The sequence below is a fragment of the Paenibacillus sp. FSL F4-0087 genome (assembly GCF_038020215.1).
In the GTDB taxonomy this organism is placed as follows: Bacteria; Bacillota; Bacilli; order Paenibacillales; family Paenibacillaceae; genus Paenibacillus; species Paenibacillus taichungensis.
The window spans coordinates 3,242,632-3,267,638 of record NZ_JBBODJ010000001.1 but is presented as its reverse complement, the minus strand read 5'-3'; the positions used below and the strand labels follow the sequence as shown (position 1 = coordinate 3,267,638).

The 25,007-nt window shown below is 46.9% G+C and carries 26 protein-coding genes; 10 read left to right on the top strand and 16 right to left on the bottom strand.

Going from position 1 to position 25,007, the window contains the following annotated elements; translation table 11 throughout:
* Nucleotides 1-2 precede the first annotated feature (2 nt).
* Together MHB84_RS15175 and MHB84_RS15170 are read left to right on the top strand one after the other, a co-directional pair.
* Nucleotides 3-908 (top strand): DUF4097 family beta strand repeat-containing protein, encoded by a 906-nt coding sequence (locus tag MHB84_RS15175; protein ID WP_076287484.1) that lies wholly within the window; start codon nt 3-5, stop codon nt 906-908.
* 81 nt (nt 909-989) lie between these two features.
* Complete coding sequence (locus tag MHB84_RS15170; RefSeq protein ID WP_064641804.1) at nt 990-1,709, top strand: 3-ketoacyl-ACP reductase; 720 nt, start codon at nt 990-992, stop codon at nt 1,707-1,709.
* Between the two features lie 219 nt (nt 1,710-1,928).
* Here the strand turns inward: MHB84_RS15170 and MHB84_RS15165 are convergent, their stop codons facing one another.
* A complete protein-coding gene (locus MHB84_RS15165) occupies nt 1,929-2,477 on the bottom strand; it encodes a helix-turn-helix domain-containing protein (RefSeq protein ID WP_064641803.1) in 549 nt (182 codons plus the stop codon).
* 56 nt (nt 2,478-2,533) lie between these two features.
* A complete protein-coding gene (locus MHB84_RS15160; protein ID WP_179087120.1) occupies nt 2,534-2,899 on the bottom strand; it encodes a glyoxalase superfamily protein in 366 nt (121 codons plus the stop codon).
* A 224-nt stretch (nt 2,900-3,123) separates the two neighbouring features.
* Between MHB84_RS15160 and MHB84_RS15155 the strand changes: the two genes are divergently transcribed.
* From MHB84_RS15155 to MHB84_RS15140, 4 genes are all read left to right on the top strand, one after another.
* Nucleotides 3,124-3,798, top strand: coding sequence for an alpha/beta hydrolase (locus MHB84_RS15155; protein WP_076287483.1), 675 nt, complete (start codon nt 3,124-3,126; stop codon nt 3,796-3,798).
* Nucleotides 3,798-4,568, top strand: coding sequence for a DODA-type extradiol aromatic ring-opening family dioxygenase (locus tag MHB84_RS15150; protein ID WP_076287482.1), 771 nt, complete (start codon nt 3,798-3,800; stop codon nt 4,566-4,568). The genes MHB84_RS15155 and MHB84_RS15150 overlap by 1 nt, the downstream gene beginning before the upstream one ends.
* Before the next feature lie 199 nt (nt 4,569-4,767).
* Complete coding sequence (locus MHB84_RS15145; protein ID WP_143764501.1) at nt 4,768-5,769, top strand: cation diffusion facilitator family transporter; 1,002 nt, start codon at nt 4,768-4,770, stop codon at nt 5,767-5,769.
* A 404-nt stretch (nt 5,770-6,173) separates the two neighbouring features.
* Complete coding sequence (locus tag MHB84_RS15140; protein ID WP_076287481.1) at nt 6,174-6,674, top strand: hypothetical protein; 501 nt, start codon at nt 6,174-6,176, stop codon at nt 6,672-6,674.
* Between the two features lie 393 nt (nt 6,675-7,067).
* On the opposite strand, the gene MHB84_RS15135 is transcribed toward MHB84_RS15140, so the two are convergent.
* Nucleotides 7,068-8,147 carry a YiiG family protein gene (locus MHB84_RS15135; protein ID WP_076287480.1) on the bottom strand — a complete coding sequence of 360 codons (1,080 nt, stop codon included), beginning with the start codon at nt 8,145-8,147 and terminating at the stop codon, nt 7,068-7,070.
* 163 nt (nt 8,148-8,310) lie between these two features.
* On the opposite strand from MHB84_RS15135, the gene MHB84_RS15130 reads away from it, so the two are divergent.
* Entirely contained in the window at nt 8,311-8,943 is a 633-nt protein-coding gene (locus MHB84_RS15130; protein WP_076287479.1) for a hypothetical protein, read from the top strand.
* A gap of 234 nt (nt 8,944-9,177) precedes the next feature.
* On the opposite strand, the gene MHB84_RS15125 is transcribed toward MHB84_RS15130, so the two are convergent.
* The 4 genes from MHB84_RS15125 to MHB84_RS15110 are packed head-to-tail and all read right to left on the bottom strand — an operon-like array spanning nt 9,178 to nt 12,961.
* Nucleotides 9,178-10,251, bottom strand: coding sequence for an ABC transporter substrate-binding protein (locus MHB84_RS15125; protein WP_076287478.1), 1,074 nt, complete (start codon nt 10,249-10,251; stop codon nt 9,178-9,180).
* Nucleotides 10,248-11,054 carry an ABC transporter permease gene (locus MHB84_RS15120; RefSeq protein ID WP_064641797.1) on the bottom strand — a complete coding sequence of 269 codons (807 nt, stop codon included), beginning with the start codon at nt 11,052-11,054 and terminating at the stop codon, nt 10,248-10,250. Before MHB84_RS15120 ends, MHB84_RS15125 begins: the two co-directional genes overlap by 4 nt.
* Nucleotides 11,029-11,862 (bottom strand): ABC transporter permease, encoded by an 834-nt coding sequence (locus MHB84_RS15115; protein WP_024632841.1) that lies wholly within the window; start codon nt 11,860-11,862, stop codon nt 11,029-11,031. The genes MHB84_RS15120 and MHB84_RS15115 overlap by 26 nt, the downstream gene beginning before the upstream one ends.
* Nucleotides 11,852-12,961 (bottom strand): ABC transporter ATP-binding protein, encoded by a 1,110-nt coding sequence (locus tag MHB84_RS15110; protein WP_076287477.1) that lies wholly within the window; start codon nt 12,959-12,961, stop codon nt 11,852-11,854. Before MHB84_RS15110 ends, MHB84_RS15115 begins: the two co-directional genes overlap by 11 nt.
* 257 nt (nt 12,962-13,218) lie before the next feature.
* On the opposite strand from MHB84_RS15110, the gene MHB84_RS15105 reads away from it, so the two are divergent.
* Complete coding sequence (locus MHB84_RS15105; RefSeq protein WP_179087119.1) at nt 13,219-14,490, top strand: MFS transporter; 1,272 nt, start codon at nt 13,219-13,221, stop codon at nt 14,488-14,490.
* Nucleotides 14,491-14,527: 37 nt separating this feature from the next.
* Here the strand turns inward: MHB84_RS15105 and MHB84_RS15100 are convergent, their stop codons facing one another.
* The 4 genes from MHB84_RS15100 to MHB84_RS15085 all read right to left on the bottom strand — a co-directional run bounded on the left by MHB84_RS15100 (nt 14,528) and on the right by MHB84_RS15085 (nt 18,037).
* Nucleotides 14,528-14,995, bottom strand: a complete 468-nt coding sequence (locus MHB84_RS15100) for an NUDIX hydrolase (RefSeq protein WP_076287476.1) — start codon at nt 14,993-14,995, stop codon at nt 14,528-14,530.
* 143 nt (nt 14,996-15,138) lie between these two features.
* Nucleotides 15,139-16,344, bottom strand: coding sequence for a nitric oxide synthase oxygenase (locus MHB84_RS15095; RefSeq protein WP_076287475.1), 1,206 nt, complete (start codon nt 16,342-16,344; stop codon nt 15,139-15,141).
* Nucleotides 16,345-16,472: 128 nt separating this feature from the next.
* On the bottom strand, nt 16,473-16,952 hold the full coding sequence (locus MHB84_RS15090) for a Dps family protein (protein ID WP_076287474.1): 480 nt from the start codon (nt 16,950-16,952) through the stop codon (nt 16,473-16,475).
* Nucleotides 16,953-17,296: 344 nt separating this feature from the next.
* Nucleotides 17,297-18,037: an HAD family hydrolase gene (locus tag MHB84_RS15085; protein ID WP_076287473.1), complete on the bottom strand. Its 741-nt coding sequence runs from the start codon at nt 18,035-18,037 to the stop codon at nt 17,297-17,299.
* 231 nt (nt 18,038-18,268) lie between these two features.
* On the opposite strand from MHB84_RS15085, the gene MHB84_RS15080 reads away from it, so the two are divergent.
* Nucleotides 18,269-18,538, top strand: a complete 270-nt coding sequence (locus tag MHB84_RS15080) for a hypothetical protein (protein WP_175381480.1) — start codon at nt 18,269-18,271, stop codon at nt 18,536-18,538.
* Nucleotides 18,539-18,689: 151 nt separating this feature from the next.
* Nucleotides 18,690-19,121, top strand: coding sequence for an SMI1/KNR4 family protein (locus tag MHB84_RS15075; protein ID WP_076287472.1), 432 nt, complete (start codon nt 18,690-18,692; stop codon nt 19,119-19,121).
* 147 nt (nt 19,122-19,268) lie between these two features.
* Here MHB84_RS15075 and MHB84_RS15070 read toward each other — a convergent pair whose 3' ends face one another.
* From MHB84_RS15070 to MHB84_RS15050, 5 genes are all read right to left on the bottom strand, one after another.
* Nucleotides 19,269-21,026, bottom strand: a complete 1,758-nt coding sequence (locus tag MHB84_RS15070; protein ID WP_076287471.1) for an adenine deaminase — start codon at nt 21,024-21,026, stop codon at nt 19,269-19,271.
* Nucleotides 21,027-21,145: 119 nt separating this feature from the next.
* Nucleotides 21,146-22,204 carry an ABC transporter ATP-binding protein gene (locus MHB84_RS15065; RefSeq protein WP_063567191.1) on the bottom strand — a complete coding sequence of 353 codons (1,059 nt, stop codon included), beginning with the start codon at nt 22,202-22,204 and terminating at the stop codon, nt 21,146-21,148.
* Between the two features lie 18 nt (nt 22,205-22,222).
* Nucleotides 22,223-23,014, bottom strand: a complete 792-nt coding sequence (locus MHB84_RS15060) for an ABC transporter permease (protein ID WP_024632851.1) — start codon at nt 23,012-23,014, stop codon at nt 22,223-22,225.
* A gap of 4 nt (nt 23,015-23,018) precedes the next feature.
* A complete protein-coding gene (locus MHB84_RS15055) occupies nt 23,019-23,837 on the bottom strand; it encodes an ABC transporter permease (protein WP_063567190.1) in 819 nt (272 codons plus the stop codon).
* Between the two features lie 199 nt (nt 23,838-24,036).
* On the bottom strand, nt 24,037-24,975 hold the full coding sequence (locus tag MHB84_RS15050; RefSeq protein ID WP_076287470.1) for a nucleoside hydrolase: 939 nt from the start codon (nt 24,973-24,975) through the stop codon (nt 24,037-24,039).
* Nucleotides 24,976-25,007: the final 32 nt, after the last annotated feature.

Here is a 25,007-nt window from a genome sequence, read left to right as displayed (position 1 = left end):
TCATGAGCACCAAAAAATGGATTGCTTTAGCCATACTATGTATCGGTATCGGTTTGCTCGGAACCTCCATTTACGGAGTTCAGTTCGGAGACAAGAGAGAACCCTACTCCAAACGTTGGGAATTCAAAAATGATGAGCTGCACAATATCATGATGAATGCCAACTTAAGCGCAGATATTGAATTCATTGTCAGTCCGGATTCCAATGGCTACATTGAAGTCGACGGAAAGTGGGACCCGGCCGTAATTGAAGGTTTTAAACAGGCTTCGATCAAGGGTGGAACCTTTACGTTAAATCAGGAAGAGCGTTTGCGTTTGCAATTTTTCACCCTTTATTGGAATAATCAGCAGCAAACGATCACAGTAGCGTTACCTGAAGGACATCAGCTGGATGAAGTTAACATCGTCTCTTCTTCCAGTGACCTGGATCTGAAGGGTCTGCATGCCAATACCTTGGACCTTAACACTACGTCTGGAAGCATTCACCTTCAGGACATTACCGCACCAACCATTCAACTCGATCTAACTTCAGGAGACATTAAAGCTGCAGCAATTGCAGGAGATATGGAAGTCAAACAAACTTCCGGAAGTTTCACGCTGAATGGCATTGATGGCGATGTGACCCGAAGTGTACAGTCGGGAGATACCAAAATTACGCAATTGAACGGTGCAGCAAATGTTAAGTTCACTTCCGGTAGTGTGAAAATTGAGCAAGAAGTTTCCGGTCCAATTGATGTATCGGGACAGTCAGGAGATATCTCCATACAGGCAGCGCCTGATTTTGACGGCATTTACGATGCACAGGCCACATCCGGTGATGTGAATATACCTGATTCACCCATGGTAAGCCGCGAAGTCATCAAAGCTCGCACTACCTCAGGTAGCATCAAAATCAAACAATCATCATAAATCATGATGAAGCAAATATTCGAACTGTGGGTAATATAGTATAATTAAATGCTAGTCCAATTATAAGGAGGAGTTACCCACATGGAACTTAAAAATAAAACGGCTGTCATCACTGGCGCCGGTAAAGGTATTGGCCGTGCCATTGCTGAAGCACTTGCCAAGGAAGGTGTGCATCTCGGACTGATCGCTCGGACGGCCTCCGATCTGGAGGCTCTCCAGCAATCGCTGAGCCAGGAATATGGTGTAAAAGTAACCAGTGCCATTGCGGATATTTCCGATCGTACTCAGGCTGAAGCAGCCGTAGCTGCGATTGAGATGGAGCTTGGCGCAGTCGACATTCTGATCAACAATGCAGGCATTGCAAGCTTCGGCACACTGTTGGACATGGACCCGGAAGAGTGGGAACGTATCCTGCATGTTAATGTCATGGGTACATATTATGTAACTCGTGCTGTACTGCCAAGTATGATTAAGGAAAGCAGCGGCAGCATTATCAACATCGCCTCCACCGCAGGCGAGCGTGGATTTGCTACAGGCTCAGCTTACTGTGCTTCCAAATTCGCATTGCTCGGCATGACCGAATCCCTGATGCAGGAAGTTCGCAAATCCAATATTCGGGTTACTGCGTTAACACCAAGTACAGTGAACACGGAGCTGGCAACGAATGCCGGACTCAAAATTGGAGACGAAGACCGCATGATGCAAGCGGAAGACGTAGCTGAACTGGCTTTGGCGACGCTCAAACTGTCGGACCGTGTATTTGTTAAAGCCGCAGGCATCTGGACAACTAACCCACAGTAAGCAGGAGTAGCCAGACCATTTATAAAGAACAATGAATGACGAAGCAACCATTTCTAATGATGCACTCCGTCGCCATCCGGCCGCCCGAGAAACCTCTGGGCGGCCTTTTATATATTCAGTAGCCGCCAAAGTGTCCGAATACGATTCATCACGCTGATTCTCTATCCTTATGATTAATGCAGCGTTACTTCTCTCCTTCTCCATTCCAAGATCCTCTGCTTATGCGTTCCACAAATGATCCAAATCCAACTCCTTGGACACGGCGATCAGTACTACCGCGGGCTCCTCCCCAATATTGGTTACTTCGTGGGGAACGATGGCATTCCAGCTGAATGAATCCCCCGCTTCCAGAATCTCTACATCCTCACACTGCTCTGCGCGAATTCGGCCTTGCAGAACCAGATGGCTTTCTTCTCCGGCGTGCTTATTAACTCCAGTCGATGCACCTGCTGGCAGCTCCACAATGGACATACGCATGGCGCCCTTGGCTGTTAGATGTTGTACTTTGATCTGCCCACTTCCGGCAGTCGTCTCCTTGCGCTCATCCTTGCGCACCACGTTCATCCGCTGTTCCGGTGACAGCAGCAAGTATGGCAGTGGCACTTCCAGATAATCCGCGATACTTTCGAGCGTCGCGATGGACGGTGATGTCTTATTATTTTCCACGTTGCTGATAAATCCCTTGGATAGCCCCGTACCTTCGCACATTTGCATGATCGTGATCTGTTTTTGTTTGCGGATCGTACGAATGGCTAGACCAATATCCATGCTGCAATCCTCCCCCTTTGATCTGTATATCCGATCTGTATATTCATTACTCCATCTTATTCTGCGTTTGGTTCATAAAAAACAATCCGGTTGCCAAACGGATCAATCACTGTCATTTCCCTGAGATTCCACGGCGTGTCGGTAATGCCAGGTCTGGAATGCTTGTACTTTTTCCGATTGAGCGCCTCACATAATGCATCAAGCGCATCCGTTTCTATTCGTAAAGCCGCTCCAGGCGTACAATCGCCATGATGTCCGGATAGATGCAATTGAATGGAATCCAAAGATACCTGCATATATAACGGCAAATCTGGCTCAAACCGATGTTCCCAATCCAATCGAAAACCCAGATATTCCAGGTAGAACTCTTTCGCCTTGTCTTCATCAAATATCCTCAGAATAGGTACGATTCCGTTGAGCATTATTATCACGTCCTTGGGAGTAATATATGGATTACTTTGCCGATCCGCCTGCTACATCGTTATAGATCATTATAGATTTCTTATACGGAACATATTTTCATAATACAAAAAAAATATTGACCCTACAATGGAATCATGATAAATTTTGTTCATCAATAAGAATATTAATTTCATATTAGTGAACTTTATTTTGATTACTTATTTCTTATCAGGTGGTGGTTGCATTGAATTATTCATTGACTTACGAGGTTCGGCTTCCTTCCAATTACAATACAGAACAACAATATCCCGTTATCTTTGCCCTGCATGGCATGGGTTCGGATGAACAGGATATGCTTCGCTTAATGGAGCCTCTTCAGTCCGATTTTATTATCGTCGCCGTACGTGGGCCTATTGTTCAGGGGAGCGGCTACGCCTATTTTCAAATTAAAAGCATTGGCAATCCCGTCCGTGAATTGTTCGACGCCTCTGTTCAGGGACTGCAACAGCTAATGGTTGACCTGTCCGCCAAATATACCATTGACCCCGCACGGCGTTATATCGCTGGGTTCAGTCAGGGAGCCATTATGGCGATGACGCTCTCGCTGATTATGGGAGATGCAATTAAGGGAATTGTAGCTATGAGTGGTTACATTCCGCAATTTGTGAAAGACGAATACAAGATAAAGCCCAACTCGGAGTTATCTGTATTTATATCGCATGGCGATCAGGATCATCTCTTCCCGCTTCAACTTGGTGAAGATAACGCCAGCTTCTTCCGTGAACAGACCAATAACGTTACGTACGTTCCATATCACGGTGGACATCAAGCCACCCCCGACTTATATCAACAATTTCAACAATGGCTTCGGACGGATGCCAAGCTGACTGCCGAAGACCCGAAAGGACTGAATTCATAATGATGCCATCCCTGTTTATTGCTCACGGTGCGCCATCACTTGCACTGGAGGAAAATGCATACACTGAATTTCTGCAAAAACTTGGACAGGAACTGCCGAAACCCAAAGCGATCGTATTGTTCTCTGCTCACTGGGAATCTACAACTCAGTTGGTTTCTTCAGTAGCCAATTACGAAACCATCTATGATTTCGGCGGCTTCCAGCCCGAGCTGTATCAGATCAAATATCCTGCTCAAGGACATGAAGAGACAACAGCGGAAATCCAGCGCCTGTTCGCGAATGCTGGGATTCCTTTAGAAAGTGACTCCGTTCGCGGTCTGGACCACGGTGCATGGGTCGTCCTTCGTCTGCTCTATCCGAATGCGGACATTCCGGTCGTTGCTTTATCCGTGAATCGATATCTGTCCAATGAACAGCAATATCAGGTAGGACAAGCGCTGGCTACATTGCGTGAGCAGGACGTTCTAGTGATTGGCAGTGGAGGAACGGTACACAACCTGCGTCAGTTAAACTGGGAAAGCGCAGGCGTTGACCCTTGGGCCATGGCGTTTGACAACTGGCTGCAAGACAAACTGGTGAGTTGGGATACAGAGTCCCTCTTCGCCTATGACAAACTGGCGCCATCAGCCCAAGCAGCCGTGCCAACGCCAGAGCATTTTGTACCATTGCTGCTCGCCATGGGTGCGGGAGATCAGAACAAGCAGGCATCACTCCTGTTCAAAGCCTATCAGTATGGCAACCTGAGCCTGTCTTGCTGGAAATTTGATTGATTCATTGATATAACACCTTATATAAAAATAACCAGACACTCGTGCGAACTCGCACGGGTGTTTTTAGTGATATGACCTTTTTTGCATAATGCTGGGATTTGTAAAGCAAGCTATAATAACATTTAGTGGAAATGACCAAGCTGTAATTAAGGAATACTCTTTCTACACCTATCACATCTTTCTGGGAGGAACATTCGAAGTGGCTGAACAACCAAAGTCTGAGAGCTTAATGTCTCTCGTCAAAAAAGGGAACACATCCTCGGCTGTAGCTATGGCAGGAAATGCTGTACTTGCACTGTGCAAAGGAGGAGCCTTTCTATTCAGTGGCAGTGGCGCCATGTTCGCCTCGGCGATGCACTCTCTAGCCGATGCCATCAACCAAGGGTTTGTCTTTGTCGGAAGTGTGTTGTCCGAGAAAAAACCTACACGCCGCTTTCCGACCGGATTCGGGCGGGTCATCAACATTTTCTGTATGATTGCCGTTATCGTTGTTACCATTATGGCGTATGAAACGATCCATGAAGGGATTCACTTGTTACTGCATCCGGCTGCTCATTCAGGCGGTATCTGGATTAACATCGGCGTGCTGGTGCTTAACATTGTGATTGATGGAGCCATTTTAATTAAAGCGATGAAAGAAATTCTACACGAAGCACGTGCGCCCAAAGCGTCAGGCCTCGCCCTGTTCCCTGCTGCGATCAAAAATGTAGGACGCGCCGCACCGCCAACACGCCTTGTATTTTACGAAGATATTGTAGCGGTACTCGGTGCGACACTCGCACTGGTCTCTGTCGTCGTCATTGCACTGACCAATTTTGCATTGCTCGATGGAATCGTGACGACCATTATTGGATGCCTGATGATCGCTGTCGCTTTCCGTGTCGGTTATGACAATATGATCGGACTGATTGGTGTAGCTGCTCCACAGGATGTTGAGGATAAAGTATCCCAGACCATTCTGGCAGACTCTCATGTTGCAGATATCCAGATGATGCGCATTATTCAGGAAGGTCGTTATTATCACGTAGAAGGTCTGATTGAACTGACCAAAGGATTGAGTCTTGCCGATGCCGATGATATCAAGTTCCGTATCCAAGAGAAGTTAATGACAGATCCGGACATCGCTGATGCGGCCATTTCGATTATCGAAGATGATGGCGTGAACAGCTGGGGCAAGAAGCATTCTGATGTATTGAAATAACGGATTGTCCTGTTTTAATAATAGAAAAGGGCCCACTCTTCGCGGAGTGGGCTTCTTCACATAGCAAACAACGCGGCATAGCTAATATAACTCCATGGCTGCTAAAGTTGAGCTAAACTTGTTGGTTAGCATTCGCTGAGTGACCGGCATGGGGTTTACTTCTGCCACCTTGCTTCATGCCCATCTTTATCAATTTATCCAGCCATTTCAGACGGAACGTTTCAGTGGAGCCTTTGATTGGACTAATCTCGATTGCATGTATTTAACCTAGACTTTAGTCTAGGTTCAGTTTAACTCCAAAGACCGAGGATACCCTTTTGCGGTTCATGGTATGCTGTGAATAACGAGAAAACATACTCCATGACCGTTCGGGAATTGATCTTGTATTGAAAAGGAGAGATATTATGGCTAAACGCACCATCCTTGCGCCTGTGCTTATTTTGCTCGGCGTATACCTGATTTTGAACCAGGGAGGTTCACTCGGTCCGGGTACGATCTTCGCCACGTTCTGGCCCACCCTATTTGTGATTCCACTGGGGCTATTCTTCCACTGGCTGTACTTCTCCATGATTGGACGAGGGATCGGATTGCTGGTGCCCGGGGGCATCTTGCTTACGGCAGGTATTGTCAGCCAGATCGCCATGCTCTTTGGTAACTGGAGCACGATGTGGCCTGGCTTCATTCTTGCGGTAGCGGTAGGTTTGTTTGAATTGTATTGGTTCGGTGGCCGTAACAAATGGTTGCTGATTCCAATCAACATTCTGACGGTTATCTCACTGTTATTCTTCTCCGTCATGTCGATTGGCACGATGCTGAACAGTCTGTCCTTTGTCCAGCCGTTCGTGGCCATTGTGCTGATTATGGGCGGGGCATGGATCATTGTGGGTCGCAAAAAGCGCATGTAAATCTTATGTCGTTTACACTTGACCACTGCGGTGACAGAACAACTTCGGATCGCTGTTATCCCCAGATTTTTTTGAATCCCATCTAGAATGGGAAAATCCGGGGATAAAGGCGAGCGCTTCGCTTCCTTCGTTTGTTCTGTCCCCTCCGTTAACGTGTAAACAAAGATAAGAAAACCTACCTGAGCTATTTGCTCTGAGGTAGGGTAAAGAAAAAGCCAAACATCCCCTGGTCCATTAAAGGATCAGGGGATGTTTGGCTTAGAGGCATGTATGGTGATATATATTCGCCATATGAAATACTCCGCATGGCTATACCTTCTTATTAGCTATGCATTTTAAATTCGAGGAACAAATCGTTATATTGCGTATACTTTGAGCTTGCAAGTTAGCCTCTCAATAGATTCCCTGATTGTATATATTAATTGCCGCAATGACCGCAGCGTTATACTTTTCAGGCGTTCCTTTTTCATGTTTAAGCGCAAATTCCGCTCTTAACTTATAATCGGGAACTTTATTCTTATCGTTGATCCGCTCGATGATTTCAGATGCAGCCACTTTCACTGCTTTGGCATTATCCATGAACATGTTCAACTGATTCGGTGAAAAACCTTCTGACCGCACCCTCGTATCGTCAGAGGAATACTGGATCAAGGACTCCATGGTACTTTTTAGAGAATCGTACATCTTCTTGAATTTCTTCATATCGATATCTAGCACATTGCTTGCGTTGATGCCCTGCTCATCCATCTCTGCCGTTAACGCATTAGCATCGCTTATAAATTGCAACGCGCTATATCGGAGTAGCTGATCGTTCTCCTTCAATTGTTCCATCGTTTCCTTTAGATGCTGTTCTGACATCTTACTCAATGCCAGAATGAAAACCTCCGTTGCTTTCTCATACTCATCATAGGATGAGAGAATCTGATTATGTAGTTGCTTGCCTTTTTCGAACTGGTCATCCACATACATTTTCAAATCATAATAGTCATGCGCTTCCTTGACGTACCCAATCAGCTTATTCATGGATGGTTCCAAATTAAGAGCGGCTGTATCCAACGGGTCAAATGCCGGTTCTTGACGAGCAAGTTCAAAGGCTTTCTTAATGTATGTCTCATCCCTGTCCACAAATGACCTTACCCAATAGTTATGTTTTTTGTTGAATTTAATATTAGGCTTGCTACTAAATGTTTTTAAATAATGCTCCATTACATCGTTCAGCCGCCCAGTTATAATATTATTAAGCATGATATAGGCGTTATATTTGTTCATTTTAAGTTCTTCTGCCTCAGCTTCACTAAGCTTGTCTTTATGATCTTCAGATACAGATTGTTCTGTCTGTACATCCCCCGATGTACTAATTCCCTCGTTAGGACTTACCTTGTCCGCATTCGGCTTGCCAATCTCATGTTTGGTACAACCACTTAATACCATAACGATACTCAGAACAATTGTTATGCTGCGCCAACTTTTCATTTCCTTATCCTCCAAAATTTTGTATAAGCATCCCTATTTCATCGGCAAATCCATAAAATAAATTAATCCTTTATTAGATTTCTTTTTTTATTTTGTAAACATTTAACTTTAATTGATAAACTCCGATAAATATATAGATATTAGCTAAGGAGGATTTAATTAAATGACAGAGGAATGGACTATTGAGAGCTTCGACATGGACAAAAACAGGACATTAATTCTTACTCCCGAGTATCTGTATGTGAAAATTCCCAAAGAAGATGCACTAAGATTTGTTACAGAAGGTAAGCAAGGGAACTGGGAGTGGACTGACAACGTCAACTCCAAAGATGTTGTTCACTTAAGCTCGATCCATCGTGTAAAAGCCAACAAAAAAGATTCGATGGTAGACATGGATTTGGATAATAATTCACTCAAAAAGTACAACTTCTATTTTTTCATCGACGAACCAGAGATCAAGCAGCAATTTCTCGAAAAATTGCATTCTTACCTAAACGAAAGCCATACATACGAAGAAAAACAGGTTTCTCCGCTGAAATCCGCCTTCAAACCTTTACTTACACTGTTTATAACAGCGGCTGTTGCTTTTATTCTTGCTTATCTTGCCTCTGACCCTTTGGAACCAGGCAAAAGCTACAAAGTAAGGTTGAAGGTTAAGGTACTTTTCGACTTCCTTACCGATATTGGCCCTGTTCCCATTATCATAACGGCTAGCTTGATTGCACTCATCACAGTCATGGTCATGTTTGCACGTATCAAAAACCCACCGCTTCTCGTATCCTTGCAAAGAAAATAATTAATAAGTACAACATTTTAGTAAGGTTCTTGCTATATAAATTGAACACCTATATACACGAGAACATAAAGGACAAGAATCCTTTATGTAGTAGCAAAGGTACATTCAACACAACATCAGCAAGGAAAAATCAAAAAAAAGCAGCAACCCTCGCCCGATTTGTACTGGGAGATGGTTACTGCTTTTTTTGTTAGCTTAGCAATATAACAGCATATTCAGATACGAAACGCCTTCTTATTTGCTATGCATTTTAAATTCAAGGAACAAATCGTTATAATGCGAGAGCATTTTTTTGCCCAGATTATTGTATACTTCCAGCTTACCCGTCAGCGTCTCATCTGGATAGAATCGCTCATCCTCCGAAATATCCTCTGGCAGCAGCTTCAATGCCTCGGCGTTCGGTGTAGAGTACCCGACATATTCAGCATTACGAGCCGCATGATCCGGGTCCAGCATGAAGTTAATAAACTGATGAGCGCCTTCAATATTACTCGCAGTCTTCGGAATGACCATGTTATCGAACCAAAGGTTCGAGCCTTCCTCCGGAACCACGTAATCCAGCTTGTCGTTCTCATCCATAATTTCTGACGCATCACCGGACCATACGAGTCCAACCGCCGCTTCCTCGTTTGCCAGCAGCATTTTGATCTCGTCTCCGACAATCGCTCTGACGTTAGGCGTCAGGGTGGACAGTTTCTTCAAAGCTTCCTGCAGATGATCTTCGTTCGTATCGTTCAACGAATACCCGAGGCTGTTCAGCCCCATACCGATGACTTCACGGGCACCGTCGAGCAGCAAGATTTGATTTTTCAAACGTGGGTCCCACAGGTCGTTCCAGCTCTCAAATGTTAACCCATCAACCAGTTCAGGATTGTATACAATACCTACCGTACCCCAGAAGTAAGGGATGGAGTACTTGTTGTCCTCATCAAAGGATAGGTCCATGAACCGAGAGTCGATGTTGCTCAGATTGGGCAGCTTGCTGTGATCCAGCGGAATGAGCAGGTTTTCCTCTTTCATTTTGCTAATCGCATACTCGGAAGGAATCGCCACATCAAACGTCGTTCCGCCCTGCTCAATCTTGGTTAACATCGCTTCGTTCGAATCAAACGTCTGGTAGATCACCTTGATGCCGGTCTCTTGCTCAAATTCCTTCAGCAAATCGGGGTCGATATAATCGCCCCAGTTGTAAATCGTCAACGTGTTGCCGCCGGAATATCCCTGACTCTTGTTCAGATACGAAGCGAGAATCATCAAGGCAAAGGCAGCCACAAATACAATTGCAAATGTCCGTACCAGTTGCTTCATGGACGCAGCCCCCTTCCGGCAGGCGTACGCGCGGCACGGCGGTTAATGAAGTAATACCCAACCACCAGCAGCACCGTCAGCAGGAACAGCAGCGTGGACAGCGCATTGATGGACAATGACACACCCTGCCTTGCTCTTGAATAAATCTCCACAGAGAGTGTGGAGTATCCGTTCCCTGTAACAAAGAACGTTACTGCGAAGTCATCAAGCGAGTACGTCAAGGCCATGAAGAACCCGGCAAATATACCCGGTTTGACGTATGGCAGCACCACACGGGTCAGAATCTGCCACGATCCAGCACCCAGGTCGCGTGCCGCATCCATCAGCGTTGGACTCATCTCCTGAAGCTTTGGCAGCACCATAATCACGACAATCGGCACGCTGAATGCGATATGTGACAACAATACCGAAGTGAATCCAAGCTTGATGCCAATCATGGTGAACAGAATCAGAAAGGATGCACCAATGATGACATCCGGACTAACGATCAGCACATTATTGAGTGACAGCAACGTATTCTTGGTCCGTTTGCGCCGCACATGATAGATCGCCAGTGCTCCTGCCACACCGAGCATCGTAGAGATCGCCGAGGACAGGAGCGCAATAATAAACGTATTCAGTACAATGATCAGCAGCCGAGTATCGGCAAATACTTCCCTGTACCATTCCAATGTAAATCCTTCGAAGCCGCGCATATGCCCGCCACTGTTGAAGGAATAGAAGATCAGATACGCGATCGGTGCGTACAGTATGGCGAATACAACGGCCAGATAGACGTTAGACAGCTTTCCGTTTCTTCCCATTACGCACCTCCTTTTTGCCTGATCCGGTCAGGAACATAATGATCGCCATCGCAATAATCAAAAAGACGGCAATCGTCGAACCCATCCCCCAGTCCTGGGTGACGAGAAAATGCTGCTCAATCGCTGTTCCCAGCGTAATTACCCGGTTTCCCGCAATAAGGCGGGTAATCATAAACAAGGATAGCGCCGGAATAAATACGGCCTGGCAGCCGGATTTCACACCGCTGAGCGTCAGTGGGAAGATAACCCGGCGGAACGTCAGCCATGATGATGCCCCGAGATCCCGTGCTGCATAGATCAGCGATGGATTCATCTCTTCCAACGCGTTGAAGATCGGCAGGATCATAAACGGAATGAAGATGTACACAGAGACAAAGATAAAACTGAAATCGGTGAACAAAATCTGTTGCGTGCCAATGCCCACCACTTCAAGTAGGGAATTGGTCAAGCCATACGTTCCGAAGAGGCCGATAAAGGCGTACGCTTTTAACAACAGATTGATCCAGCTTGGCAAAATAATAAGCAGCAGCCACAGCTGCTTGTGCTTTGTACGAGTTAGTAAATACGCCGTCGGATACGAGACCAACAGCGAGAACACCGTGATCAGAAATGCATACCAGAACGAGCTCAGGGTCATCTGCATGTACACAGGTGTAAAGAAGCGAGCGTAGTTACCCAGCGTGAAATTGCCCTCCACATCGAAGAACGAGTAATACACCACCAGCAGAACCGGAGCAACTACAAACAACACCATCCATAATACATATGGAATCAGATACGCATTGCGTGTACTCGCCTTAGTCTGCATGAACGGCCTCTTGATAGGCTTCCAGACGTTTATCGAACTCTTCTTCCGTCTCGTTAAAGCGCATGACGTGGATGGCTTCCGGGTCAAAATACAGTCCAATACGAGCACCTACAACGGCTTTCTTCGTGGAATGCACCAGCCACTCATTACCAGCATCATCGTATGTGGATATCTCGTAGTGCACCCCACGGAACAGCTGGGAGTCCACGTTGACCTGCATCTTGCCCTGTTCCTCGGTTGTAATCTCCATATCCTCTGGACGGATCACAATCTCCACAGGCTCGTCCCGCTGCAAACCCTGATCGACACACTCGTACTCTGCGCCAGCGAATTCCACCACAAAGTCCTGCTTCATTTTGCCGGATACAATGTTCGATTCACCAATAAAGTCCGCCACAAAACGGTTAATCGGCTCATCATAGATATCATTCGGCGTGCCGGTTTGTTGAATGACGCCACCGTTCAGGACAAAAATTTCATCCGACATCGCCAGGGCTTCTTCCTGATCATGCGTGACAAAAATAAACGTAATGCCCAATCGCTGTTGCAGCTCACGCAGTTCATACTGCATTTCGGTCCGCAGCTTCAGATCGAGCGCCGAAAGCGGCTCGTCCAGCAGCAAAATCTCGGGCTCATTCACAATCGCCCGCGCAATGGCGACACGTTGCCGCTGTCCGCCAGACATCTCTCCAATTTCACGGTTTTCATAACCGGAGAGATTGACGAACTTGAGTGCTTCCAGCACTTTGCCGCGAATTTCAGCGGTTTTCATTTTTTTGATCCGCAAACCAAAAGCTACGTTCTCAAATACATTCAAATGTGGAAATAACGCGTAATCCTGAAATACGGTATTCACCTGCCGCTGGTGAGCCGGCACTTGGTTAATCAGTGCACCGTTAAAATAAATACTGCCCTGTGTCGGCTCCGCAAAGCCGGCGATCAGGCGCAATATCGTTGTTTTCCCGCAGCCTGACGGGCCGAGTAGCGTATAAAATTTACCCCGCTCAATCTCGAAGCTGACTTCCTTCAATACGGCTTCATCCTGATCGTATTGCTGGGTCACCCGGTCGAACCGGATAATCGGTTGTTGTTCTGACATGCTTCATTTCGCCCCCTTTAAACTTGAGGTATACCTTGAGCCTGTACACTTCTTTTCATGCATGCTTCATTACAAATCCCATCTATTATATATGATTCAGCTATATCCGCAATGGTTTTGATGTAAACGCCATGTGTTATTTCTTCTTATTCTCACAAATACAGCATACATTACGGGTATATGTCGATATCTACGCATCCAAGTAGAGCGATTTCATGAGGATTTCGGAATCAAGTCATGTGAAAGGAGTCCTGTTCGTGGATATTCGCCGTAACCTGCCTTTGCTGATGATCATTTGTTTTCTGAGTCAGATGGGCGGTTTCATGATCCTGCCCCTGTTCCCTTTATTTATTGAGGAATTCGGCCTGTCCGGCTGGATGATGGGGGTTATTTTTGCACTCTTTTATGTCGGCAAAGTGATTGGCGGGGTGCCCGCTGCGGCACTCTATCGAAAAATTGGGGGCAAGCGGGCACTTATTGCCATGCTGCTGCTGCTCGCTGTTTGTATGGGCGGTTTCGCTGTATCTTCTGCGGCGCTCGTATTCGGTCTGCTGCGGCTGCTGCAAGGGCTCGCTTCTACCGGGCTTACAGTCGTCGTGCGTTCCATCATCGGGGATGAGGGGAATGTCGACAACCGGGGGCTGTACAACGGTTACATCAGCAGCAGTGAAGGCGGGGGCATGGTGCTGGGTCCGGTCATCAGCGGCTGGCTCTCGTTGCATTGGCCTTTATCGGTGCCTTTTTTACTCGTTACCGTGTGCTGCCTGATGGCTGTGGTTGCAGCAATGGGGATGAAGACAGCCGCAAAGCCCAATCCTCTATCTGAAAATGTGGCGGACGCCTACGACTTAAGGGAGTCTCCAACTGATTCCAAACCAACGCAAACGCCTGCCGATTATACAGTTTCTCCAGTAAACACTACTCCTAGCCCAATCACTCCTGAACCATCCACCGGACTTACCCGGAGGCAGCAACTGATTGGCTACGGTACGGTTCATTTCCTGGAGATGAGCGCTTATGCCGTGTTTCTGACTTATTTTGCATTGTATGCGGCTCATATCATGCACTGGGACCCGTTTGCGATCAGTCTTGCCTTTACCGTCGTTGGTATCTCTACACTCGCGGCTGCTCCGGTAGCCGGTTATCTGTCTGATCGGATGGGTGATCGTCTGCTGCTCTGCATGTTCGGCATGCTGATGATTGGTATCGAAGTGGTCGTTTTTCTGAGCACATCTTCATATGTGCTGGTTTACGTGGGCATGCTGATCGGCGGTGTAGGCGGTGCATGTTACATGGATTCGTTCTTTGCTCATATCGGGGATCATATCACGGACGAGGGTAGAAGCTCCGTCATAGGCAAAATTGTCTCTGTGGCAGAGATCGGTTCCATCGTGTCCCCTCTGGTGGCTGCTCTGCTTGTGGAGCGTGGATCGCTGTATACCGTGTTTGTGTTCAATTTGCTTCTGATTGCTGCTGCCATTGCCGTTCAGGCTGTGATGCGCAGCCGTTACAGATCGAAACGAGTGTAGACGCACAAAACTGCCCACATCAGTGGGCAGCCTCCAATCATTTTTTACCCAATAGCGCTGCGATATGTAGTGCATTTTCTTCGATTTTACTTTTTAAATAAAGGTCTGTGTTCTCAGGCAATTCCGTTGGCTTGTAAAACTTCGCTTCAAGAACTTCCACCCCATCGGGCTTCAGCTCGCCTTCAAACTCCGTGCAAATATAACCAATAACCACATTATAATATTCATGTCCATTTCTTAATTTCGTATATAACTCTTTTCCCGAAAAGACGCCGTACAACTCAAGTTTCTTGATCTCTATTCCAATTTCTTCTTTGACCTCTCGCCTCGCAGACTCTTCCACCGATTCGCCCAACTCCATAAATCCACCCGGTACTCCCCAGGTATGATCCACATGTCGAACCAACAACATTTCACCTAATTTATTCAATATCAGAATACTCGGTCTCACCAGAATAACTGGTGCATTGCCAACCATTTCTCGAAGCGATTCAATGTAACCCATGGGTAGGCCTCCTATATTAAGTCATGATCCTTATTATAGAAGTTCAATTAATTTCCATATAGAGAAATAATATTCAGTTATAATTCCTATTTTAGAATCCGTGCTTTGATGAAAAAAACAGCAAAAAACAACCCGTTCACACATCAGTGTGCAAACGGGCATTTCATTGGTTGGTTCTCAGCATGAGGCTGCTGATCCCCCTCGGTGTGTTGTTTTTCCCTGTCCATCCGTTCAGCTTCCAATTTCTCTGTATCTAGTTTGTAGGAATGATCTCCATAGAAAAAGTTGGGCTTCACAATCTCATTACGGTATGAACTGTGAAAAATATGCGTCGTTGCCGGCGACACAGGCGGAATCAGCCAGACCCAATCACCTGTCAGTTCGCGCCCGGCTTTCTCTTCCCGCTGCTCAAACAAGGCAAATTGCGCTGCCGCTGTGTGGTGATCCACAATGCTAACGCCTGCTTTCTTGAATGAATGCAGCACAGCTACATTCAGCTCTACCAAAGCTCGATCCTTCCAAAGTGTCGTTTCACTCGACGTATTCAGGCCAAGTGCTGCCGCTACCGCTGGTAGTTTATTATAACGAAACGTATCCGCCAGATTGCGTGCGCCAATCTCAGTCCCCATATACCAGCCGTTGAATGGTGCTGCCGGATAGGATATGCCGCCAATCTCCAGCCGCATATCGGCAATCATCGGTACACCGTACCAGCGCATGTCCAGCTCAGCAATCTCGGGACGCTCCGGGTGTTCGATCCTCACTTCCACGATGTCTTCCTCAGGTACAGGATACCACTCTGGAGCTTGTCCCTGAGCCTGGATAATCAATGGCAGCACATCATAAGGCGTACCTTCCCCCTGCCAGCCAAGCGACATTGCTGTCTTCGTTAGCTCAACGGATGCAGGATCACCTACAATGCCTTCCGTTGTCTCATATCCGGCATAACGGATCAACTGGTGATTCCAAATCCGCACGGGGGCTCCATTTGGTCCATCAGGTGGAAGGATGGTAATCATGGGAATAATCTTCCCATTGTTGGAGGCCGCTCTGATGTGCGTCATCACAGCATCCGCTGCCGTTCCAACCGTATCTGCATGACGGGCATCAACGATGCGCAGTTTATCCCAGAATAGCCGCCCGATGCAGCGATTGCTGTTCCTCCATGCCATTTTACAGCCATGCTCCAATTCATCCGCAGTATGCACATATGTGCCTGTGTGCTCGATCTCGTTCAAAACTGCAACAAGCCGGGCCTGCGCGTCTTCACGCGAATGGCCCAGCTCTTCATAACATCTATATATAAACCGTTCAGCTTCATCCCGCAGTTCTTCCAGGTCTGTCCGCATTATTCACTCCACCAATCTATACATCTTGAATGCCATCATTATACGGCAAGCACACCGGATTTGTAAGCGAACGGGCACTTTGTTCACGGACTCTACATATCGTTGTTCAGGATGCAGGGTAACTTAGCTTATTTGCCCAGAAATGCGTTTAACATCCAGACCTCTTTATCCAAGGCAGCGGTGAATCCAATCAGCATATCTTCAGTCGCATTATCCTTAGCTTCGCCTGCTACTTGAATACCCTGGTTAATAACACCCACCATCGCTTGCAGATCAGCAACTACGGTTTCTACCATTTTTTCAGCCGACAACTGTCCCTGTGCTTCCTCAACAGGTGACAACCGCAGTTGTTCAGCCATCGTTGCGACCGGACGTCCACCAATTGCCAACAGACGTTCTGCGGCTTCGTCCATATTCGCCGTTGCCAAGTTATACAACTCTTCGAATTTGGCATGCAGTGTGAAGAAATGAGGACCTTTCACATACCAGTGGAAGTGGTGCAATTTGGTGTACAGTACAGACCAACCTGCGATCTGGCGGTTCAGGACCTCTTGAAGTTCAGTGGCGTGGTTTGCAAAAGTATTGTTTCTAGTTTGGATTGTGCTCATGGAATTTATCCCCTCTCGAATACGATATAGTTTTGATTATGATCACGTAATTTAACTTACTTCCGTTTTTTTTAATTTAGACTTAATCTAAATCTTGTTTTAATTATAACACTGCCCTTATCCTTTGTGAAGGCTTTAGCCTACTCTTTCGAATGAAGATTCCATGAAGCTACACTTCATGTTTGGCTTGGGTAGGAAGACCCTTTTAAACACCTTTACACACAGTATCTATACCTCGATTTTCACCGATGTACAATGACAATCCTCACGTCGTATATAACAAAAAACAGCCCTAATCCTCATGGAGGATCAGGACTGCAGCACCAATGCACATAGCTCATGCTTTATTGTTGAATCAACTCGGATGTAAGGATACAGCTTACCTCTTCATAACTACGAGCAACATGATGAGGCTGATGCTCTGATTCTGGCAAAGCATCACGATGGTTGAACCAAATCACTTTCCATCCGGCATCCACCGCACCAACAACATCATTGCGCCAGGAATCGCCGATGTAATAACTGGAACCTGAATCCGATTCTGTCTGCCTGCTTACATGCTCAAATAATCTAGGATCGGGCTTGGCGTAACCAAGGGTACCCGATATGAAAATGCGTTCCTCGGGAATAAGACTGAGTACATCCAGCGCTTCGAGCTTCCGCTGCTGATGTTTTCCTTCTCCGTTGGTAATTAATCCCACCATATGCCCTTCTGCAAGAAGTCTTCGGATAAGTTCATATGCTCCATCAAAGGGCTGGATCTGAAACTGTCTACTCAAATACTGTGCTTGCAGTTCTTCAGCCTGCCCCGGTTGTAGGGGATACCCAAATTCCGCCATGGTCAGTTCAAATCTGCGATGACGCATCCGTTCAACCGCCTCCGGTTCGGGTACAGCAGACAAGTCTTCTTGGGCAGATAGCCAGTCGCTATAAAAACGGAAGCGATGGTATGCCTCCCCATACGGGAAATCATCTGGCAGACCAAGAACTTGCTGTAATGCACCACGAAGCGGCTGCAAGTGATCATACAAGGTATCGTCTACATCGAAAAAGATGGCTTTAGCTGCATTTATTTTATCTATCATCGTTGTTAATCCTCCTGCTATTGGCTCAAAACATACTCTTCCAACTATATATGTATTCCGCTTCTCCGTCCAAACAAGGATTCATACTCCAACATGATTTACCACGTATATGTTAAAATAAGGATGAATAATCTCAGAGGTGATGCTTATGTTCAATCCGAAATTCTTCTTCTATTAGTTGTGTCTAAGGCCATGGCTCTCGAAGCCAAAATTTAACCCGGCACAACGGGGATGAAGATGTTTACACTGGAAGAGATTCGATCCTGGGAAAAGGAACAATCGCTTAGTCTGAAAAACAGCAAGAAGTTCATTGATCCCAGAAAAGAGAAGCTCAAAGATTTCCGCAAAGGAATCCAGAGCGTTCATTTCAACAAAGAAAGTAAAATGGATCGAAAACATGATTATCGTCTGTATAGAACCAGAATGAAACGGTTGATGTACAGCGAGCAATACGATCTCCTTCACAATTATAAACGAACGAGTGGTTGGCTTACTTGGTAAGCTAGAGTTAGAAGAGGCAGCCCTAAAGACTCTCCTTATTGTTATTTTGTATCAGCAGTAGGGCCAGTCTATAAAGTGCTGCTTCTTTTCATTGAACAATACGCCGGTTTACATACAAATCATGATTCAATAATGTGAGGAGGATTCCTTCATGTGGAAAGACTATTTCAGGGGAGTTTCAGAAGAGTACACTTTCAGTTCTCCAGCTTCCAGAGACGAAATTGCAAAGGTTGAGAGCTTGTTCCATGTCACTCTGCCCCGTGAACTAAAGGAAATATTGTTGGAAACCAATGGGGTAAGAGCCATTTATGATTTAGGACTAATCTGGCCAGTAGATCGAATCAAGAATGAAAACAAACACTATCGGGACGACCACTTCCAAGAATATTATATGCCATTTGATAACTTGGTCTTTTTCGGTGAAAGTGGAATTGGCGATTTATTCGCGTTTCCAGTGACGGGGGATGGAATCTGTAAAGAAGACGTCTTTGTATGGAATCATGAAAATGACAGCCGAAAATGGGTTGCGCCATCGGTATCCAAATATATGGAATGGTCGCTAAAAGGAATGATCAAAATCTAGCTCAATGTTCCTCTTGCCAAGCTCAGCGCTTAGAATTTTGATTTTGAATCCTTGGTTATAGAACAATACCCCGTCACACCACTCATCGTGGGCGAAACGGGGTATTGGACTTTTCTTTTTATACATCACGAATTATGTGTATTCCAATTAAAGTATCAACGGTACAACCTTACCTGCATTCACATCAATCAGGCCGTGATCCGTAATTTTCAGAGCCGGACTTACCGCAAGAGAATGGGTACTGATGGACATGATTGGGTTATAGTGCACGTAACCAAGAGACAACATCGCTGCACGCAGTTCTTTCACTTGGTGTGACACTACCGCCAGCGGTTCCTCCGTCAAAATGCCACCCACTGGAAGTTCGAGATGAGACAACACTTTGCCGTCTTCCACCACACAGAACCCACCCTGACTCGAAATTACCGTGTTAGCTGCCAATATCATATCTTCACGATTGCGCCCTACGACCAAAAGGTTGTGGTTATCATGTGAATATGTTGTCGCAATGGCACCACGCTTAATCGTGTCTCCACCAATCAATCCATGTGCTCGGTTGCCGTTCACTCCATAACGTTCAAAGGTCGCAATCTGTCCATATTCGCTCTCTTCCCAGAGCAATTCACCATTCGCAGCCTGAACCTGTGCAATATGTTCTTCCACAAAGGTTGAACCATCCTTCACCATCATAACCCGGCAGTTTTTTAAACCATTTTCAGATAACTGCGCGTCTGAGTCAGATGCTTCACTTTGCCCATTCACCTTTGGATCAGACAAACGGATTGCGAAATCCTCGGCTCCCAGCAGATCCAATTGTACGCTCTTGTAAAAGTGAGGTGGGAACTGTCCACTAATTCGGTCCTGCTTGTACGGTTCGTAGTCGTCATAAGCTTTACGGCCATTTTTGTATACCTGCTCTACTGCAAGTGTATCTAAGTTGGACAGCAGCACATAGTCCGCCACTTTGCCTGGGGCAATGCTACCGCGATCAGTCATTTTCATCCGGGATGCAGGGGTTGAGGTTGCAGCGTAAATCGCATCTTCGGGGCGCATACCCATCCGAATAGCTTTACGTACGATATGATCCAGATGTCCCCGTTCGACCAGCGAATCCGGCATAACATCGTCCGTTACGAAGCAGAAATGCTGAGCGACATCATGCTGGATCAGGTATTCCATGACTTCTGACGTCATCGATTTTTCCTGAATTTCAATAAACATACCGGCCGCAATTCGCGCCTGCAAGCCCTCAATGCTCTGATGTGTATGATCCGAATCGATGCCCGCATAGATCAGTCGGTGCAGATCCAGCCCAAGCAATTTCGGTGTATGACCTTCGATTACAAGATCTGGATAGTTTTTGCGAATATGCTGAAGAATCTGATTGGTCTTGCATTCCGGATCACGGATGACGTCCACATAGTTCATGATCTCACCGAGACAGATGATCTCTCCAGTAGCGAGCAGCACATCCATGTCTTCGATTTCGATTGAACCACCTGTTGTTTCCATCGGTGTCGCCGGAACGGAGCTTGGGATAGCGTAGAACATGTCCACCGTTGTCTCACGACTTGCCGACATCATCTCCTGTACACCTTCCAGCCCAAACACATTCGCCATCTCATGCGGTTCCGCCACAATGGACGTTACTCCGCAGCGGATCAGGCCATGGGAAAAGGTTGCTGGTGTCACCATTGTACTCTCAATGTGCAGATGAATATCAATAAGGCCCGGGATCATGTAACGTCCACGTGCATCAATCACTTCATCGGCTTCAATCATCTCCGGTCCGCCTGGACCAACATACATAAATCTACCGTCCAATACAGCCACGTTGTTCATTTCGAATCGTTTATAATAACTGTTATACACATGTACATTCTTAATTAGTTGATCTGCACGCATGGGGCATAATCTCCTTCTTCATGAGCATCTTACAGCGATCCAGAGCAGCAGCTACAACTAGCTATATTGCTCTGGATTCAGCTGATAAATGCCTCTTTTGCTGCTTCTGCTTCCTGCTGCTATTCCACAAGGACAAGTTTATCCTGCGGGAAAATCAGATTAACCCGTTGTCCGCTGAGATAAGGTGTCTCCATCTCCTGATTGGCTGTGAAGTCGCCAAGTTCTGTCTCAATGACGTACTGATAACTGCGTCCAAGGTACGTGCTTACTTTGATAATCCCTGGCAAAGCATTCGCCATGTCACCAGAGGTATCTCCACTAACCATCAGATCATCCGGGCGAATCGCACCTTTGCGTGCACCGGGACGTGCTGTTCCGGGATGCGCTGTTGCCGTGAACAAACGACCACCCGCTTTCAGCGTGATCACCTCTCCTGCATCACTGCGCTCTGCGAATTCAATAAAATTGTGGAAGCCGATAAATTGGGCTACAAATTCCGTGGCCGGGTATTTAAAAATGGTTTCCGGACGGTCGAGCTGCTCGACAACGCCTTTGTTCATAATCGCTACCTGATCCGAGATGGAGAAGCACTCCTCCTGATCATGAGAGACATAAAGTGTCGTAATGCCCAGTTCCTGCTGAATCCGGCGGATCTCCACCCGCATATTCAGCCGCAGGTTGGCATCCAGGTTACTAAGCGGTTCATCGAACAACAGCAAATCCGGTTCAATGACGAGTGCGCGGGCAATCGCCACACGTTGACGCTGTCCACCGGAAAGTTCCTGCGGGAAGCGTTTCTCGAAGCCGTTCAGGTTCACCACTTCAAGGATGCGCATTACGCGTGAAGAAATATCCTTATCTTTTACCTTGCGCATCCGCAGGCCGAAGGCCACGTTGTCATAGACAGACAGATGCGGGAACAGCGCATAACTCTGAAATACAAATCCGAAATTCCGCTTGTTTACCGGAACCTTCGTGTAATCCTTGCCGCCGAACATAAACTTGCCCTGTGTTGCTTCCAGGAATCCGGCGATGAGGCGCAGCGTAGTTGTTTTGCCGCAACCGCTCGGTCCGAGCAGGGAGAGCAGCTTACCTTTTTCCAGCTCCAATTGAAAATCCTTCAGGATCGTCTGGTTATCGTAAGCCACCGATACGCGATCCAATGTCAGCAATGCCATAGCGTTCTGCGCCTCCAATTAACGTTTAGTAAAGTATGAGAATCCGCCCATGATCCGTTCGATCACGAACATTAAAAGTCCAGTTAATACCATCAAAAGCACGGAAATGGCTGCAATGGTTGGGTCAAAATAATTTTCTACATAGGTCAGCATCTGAATTGGCAATGTGCTTACCCCTGGTCCGGTCATAAACACGGAAATGTCCACGTTGTTGAACGACTCCAGAAAGGCAATCAGCACCGCCGCGAGAATCCCTGAGCGAATGTTAGGCAGCACGATCTGGAAGAACGTTCTAACCCGTCCTGCGCCGAGACTCAGGGCTGCTTCTTCTACCGCAAAGTCAAAGCTCGACAGACTCGATGCGATAACGCGAATGATAAATGGAAGCATAATAATCGTGTGACCGATTAGCAGACCCAGATACATCGGCAAATGATAGATCACGATCAGGTATTTCATCAATGTAAAACCAAGCACGATTCCCGGAATGAGTACCGGAGACAGGAACAATGCATTCAGCACCGACTTGCCTTTGAAATCATAACGACTAAGTGCGTACGCAGCCGGAACCCCGAGCAACAGCGCCAACAAGTTTCCCAGTAGGGAAATGATGATGGACGTCTGGAACGTGCGGAGGAAACCGCCTGTGTTGAAAATATTCTCGTACCAGCGGAGGGAGAAGCCCTCCGGCGGAAATTTGAGTACCGTCCCCGGTTCAAACGAAGTCACCGAGATGATCAGAAGCGGGCCCAGCAGAAAGATAAAGACCAGCAGACTGAACAGGCCCAGCCCGATATGTTTCTCCCGCATATGTCTACCCCTTCGGATTTAAAGTTTTGGCCATTTTGTTCATGACACCGACCACGACAAACGTAATGACAATCATAATCGCAGCAACGACCGAGGCCAGATACCAGTCGTTCAGGGTCATGGCGTTCTGATAGAGGAACGTCGCAATTACGCGCTGTTTGCCTCCCAATAGTGCAGGCGTCGTATAAGCCGTCAGGCTACCGACAAAAACAAGTACGGCTCCGATAACAAGCCCTGGCACAGCCAGCGGGAACACCACCCGGCGGAATGCCGTGAAGCGGGATGCACCCAGGCTCTGCGCTGCCTTGAGCAGATCACCATCGATGTTCTCAAGCACACCGACCAGGGAAATGATCATGAGCGGCAGGAACAGATGGGTCAAACCAATCATCATGGCTGCCGGCGTATACAGAATATCCAGTGGCTTGTCCACGATACCAAGTCCAACAAGGGCGTTGTTGATCAGCCCTTTACGTCCGAGAATAATCATCCAGCTAAACGAGCGCACAACCGGGCTCGTAAGAAGTGGGAAGATTGCCAGCGCGAGCAGAATGCCTTTGCGACGCGGCGCTTTCTGTGAAATATAATAAGCTGTCGGGAATCCGAGCACCACGCAGACGATGGTGGTGACCACGCTGACCTGCAGCGTCGTAAGCAATATTTTCAAAAAGTAAGGGTCTCTGAAAAAATGCATGTATCCTTCAAACGTGAAGGAGTTTTCCTGAAAAAACGTCGATCCGATCGTCAGGACAATCGGAATGATCATAAATGCCGCCAAAAACACAAATCCCGGCAGCAATAGCCAGTATACTGATTTCTTCATCGCGGTACTCCTGACATAAGAATTAGAGATTTATACTCGGATACTCCGATTGCAGTACCGTCCTTCGATCCCTGTTATCCCCCGATTTTTCTTATTCCTTATCAATGGAGAAAATCGGGGGATAAAGGGGAACGCTTCGCTTCTCCAGATCGGTTCTGCACTCTCCGCAATCGTATAAATATCTTATTGGGTCGAGCAATTAAGAATTTAATGCGTTAATAAATAACTCAAGGAATGCTTCGGCATCTACCGTTTCGCATACCAATGTGTTGGGTTGTTCGCCCAAACGATTTTGGAAGTCACATACCATCTGACCATCACACAGGCGGCTAGCCGTCTCTACATCGACGTAATACGATTTGCGTCCAACCAGTTCCGGGGCAAGAGCGACGCCAACGGCCAGTGGATCATGCAGGGCACAGGCGCGTATGCCGTTCATTTCTTCATACCGCTTGATGTAAATCTCTGTGCTCTGTGCCACGTATTCGCGCAATACCGGATCACTCAATCGTCCGATGGCTTCTTCATTCAGTAGCGTTTGGCGGGTAACATCCAAGCCCACCTGCGTTAGCTTATCGAAACCAGCATGCAATACAATGCGTGCGGCTTCGGGATCAGCGTACGTGTTGTACTCCGCAGTAGGTGTAATGTTGCCATGCCCACGAACGACACCACCCATGAAGATGACTTCCTTCAATAATGTAGGTAGTTCAGGACACTTCATTAACGCCAGAGCCAGATTCGTTAACGGCGCGGTCATGATCAGTGTTAGTTCGCCTGGGTACAACTTCGCTTGTTCAACGATAAAGTCGGGGGCAAAACCTTCATCCGCCTGCTTGGACACGGCCGGATCGGGCAGCGCACCACCCAATCCGTCTTGTCCATGTACCCGGTGCTCATAGTGAGATTTGCGTGTGAGTGGCCCAGCCGCTCCGGCAATGACCGGAATGGAGGGTGCTCCCACCAGCTCGAGAATTTTGCATGTATTATCCGTTGCCTGCTGAAGTGATACGTTCCCGCAGACGGTGGTAATCCCGAGAATGTCCAGCTTCCGACTCTTGACGGCCAGTAAGATCGCCAGCGCGTCATCAATACCGGTATCCACATCCAGAATGATGCGATTTCCTGTTTCACTCATACATGCCCAACTCCTCTGCCGTTAAAATAATG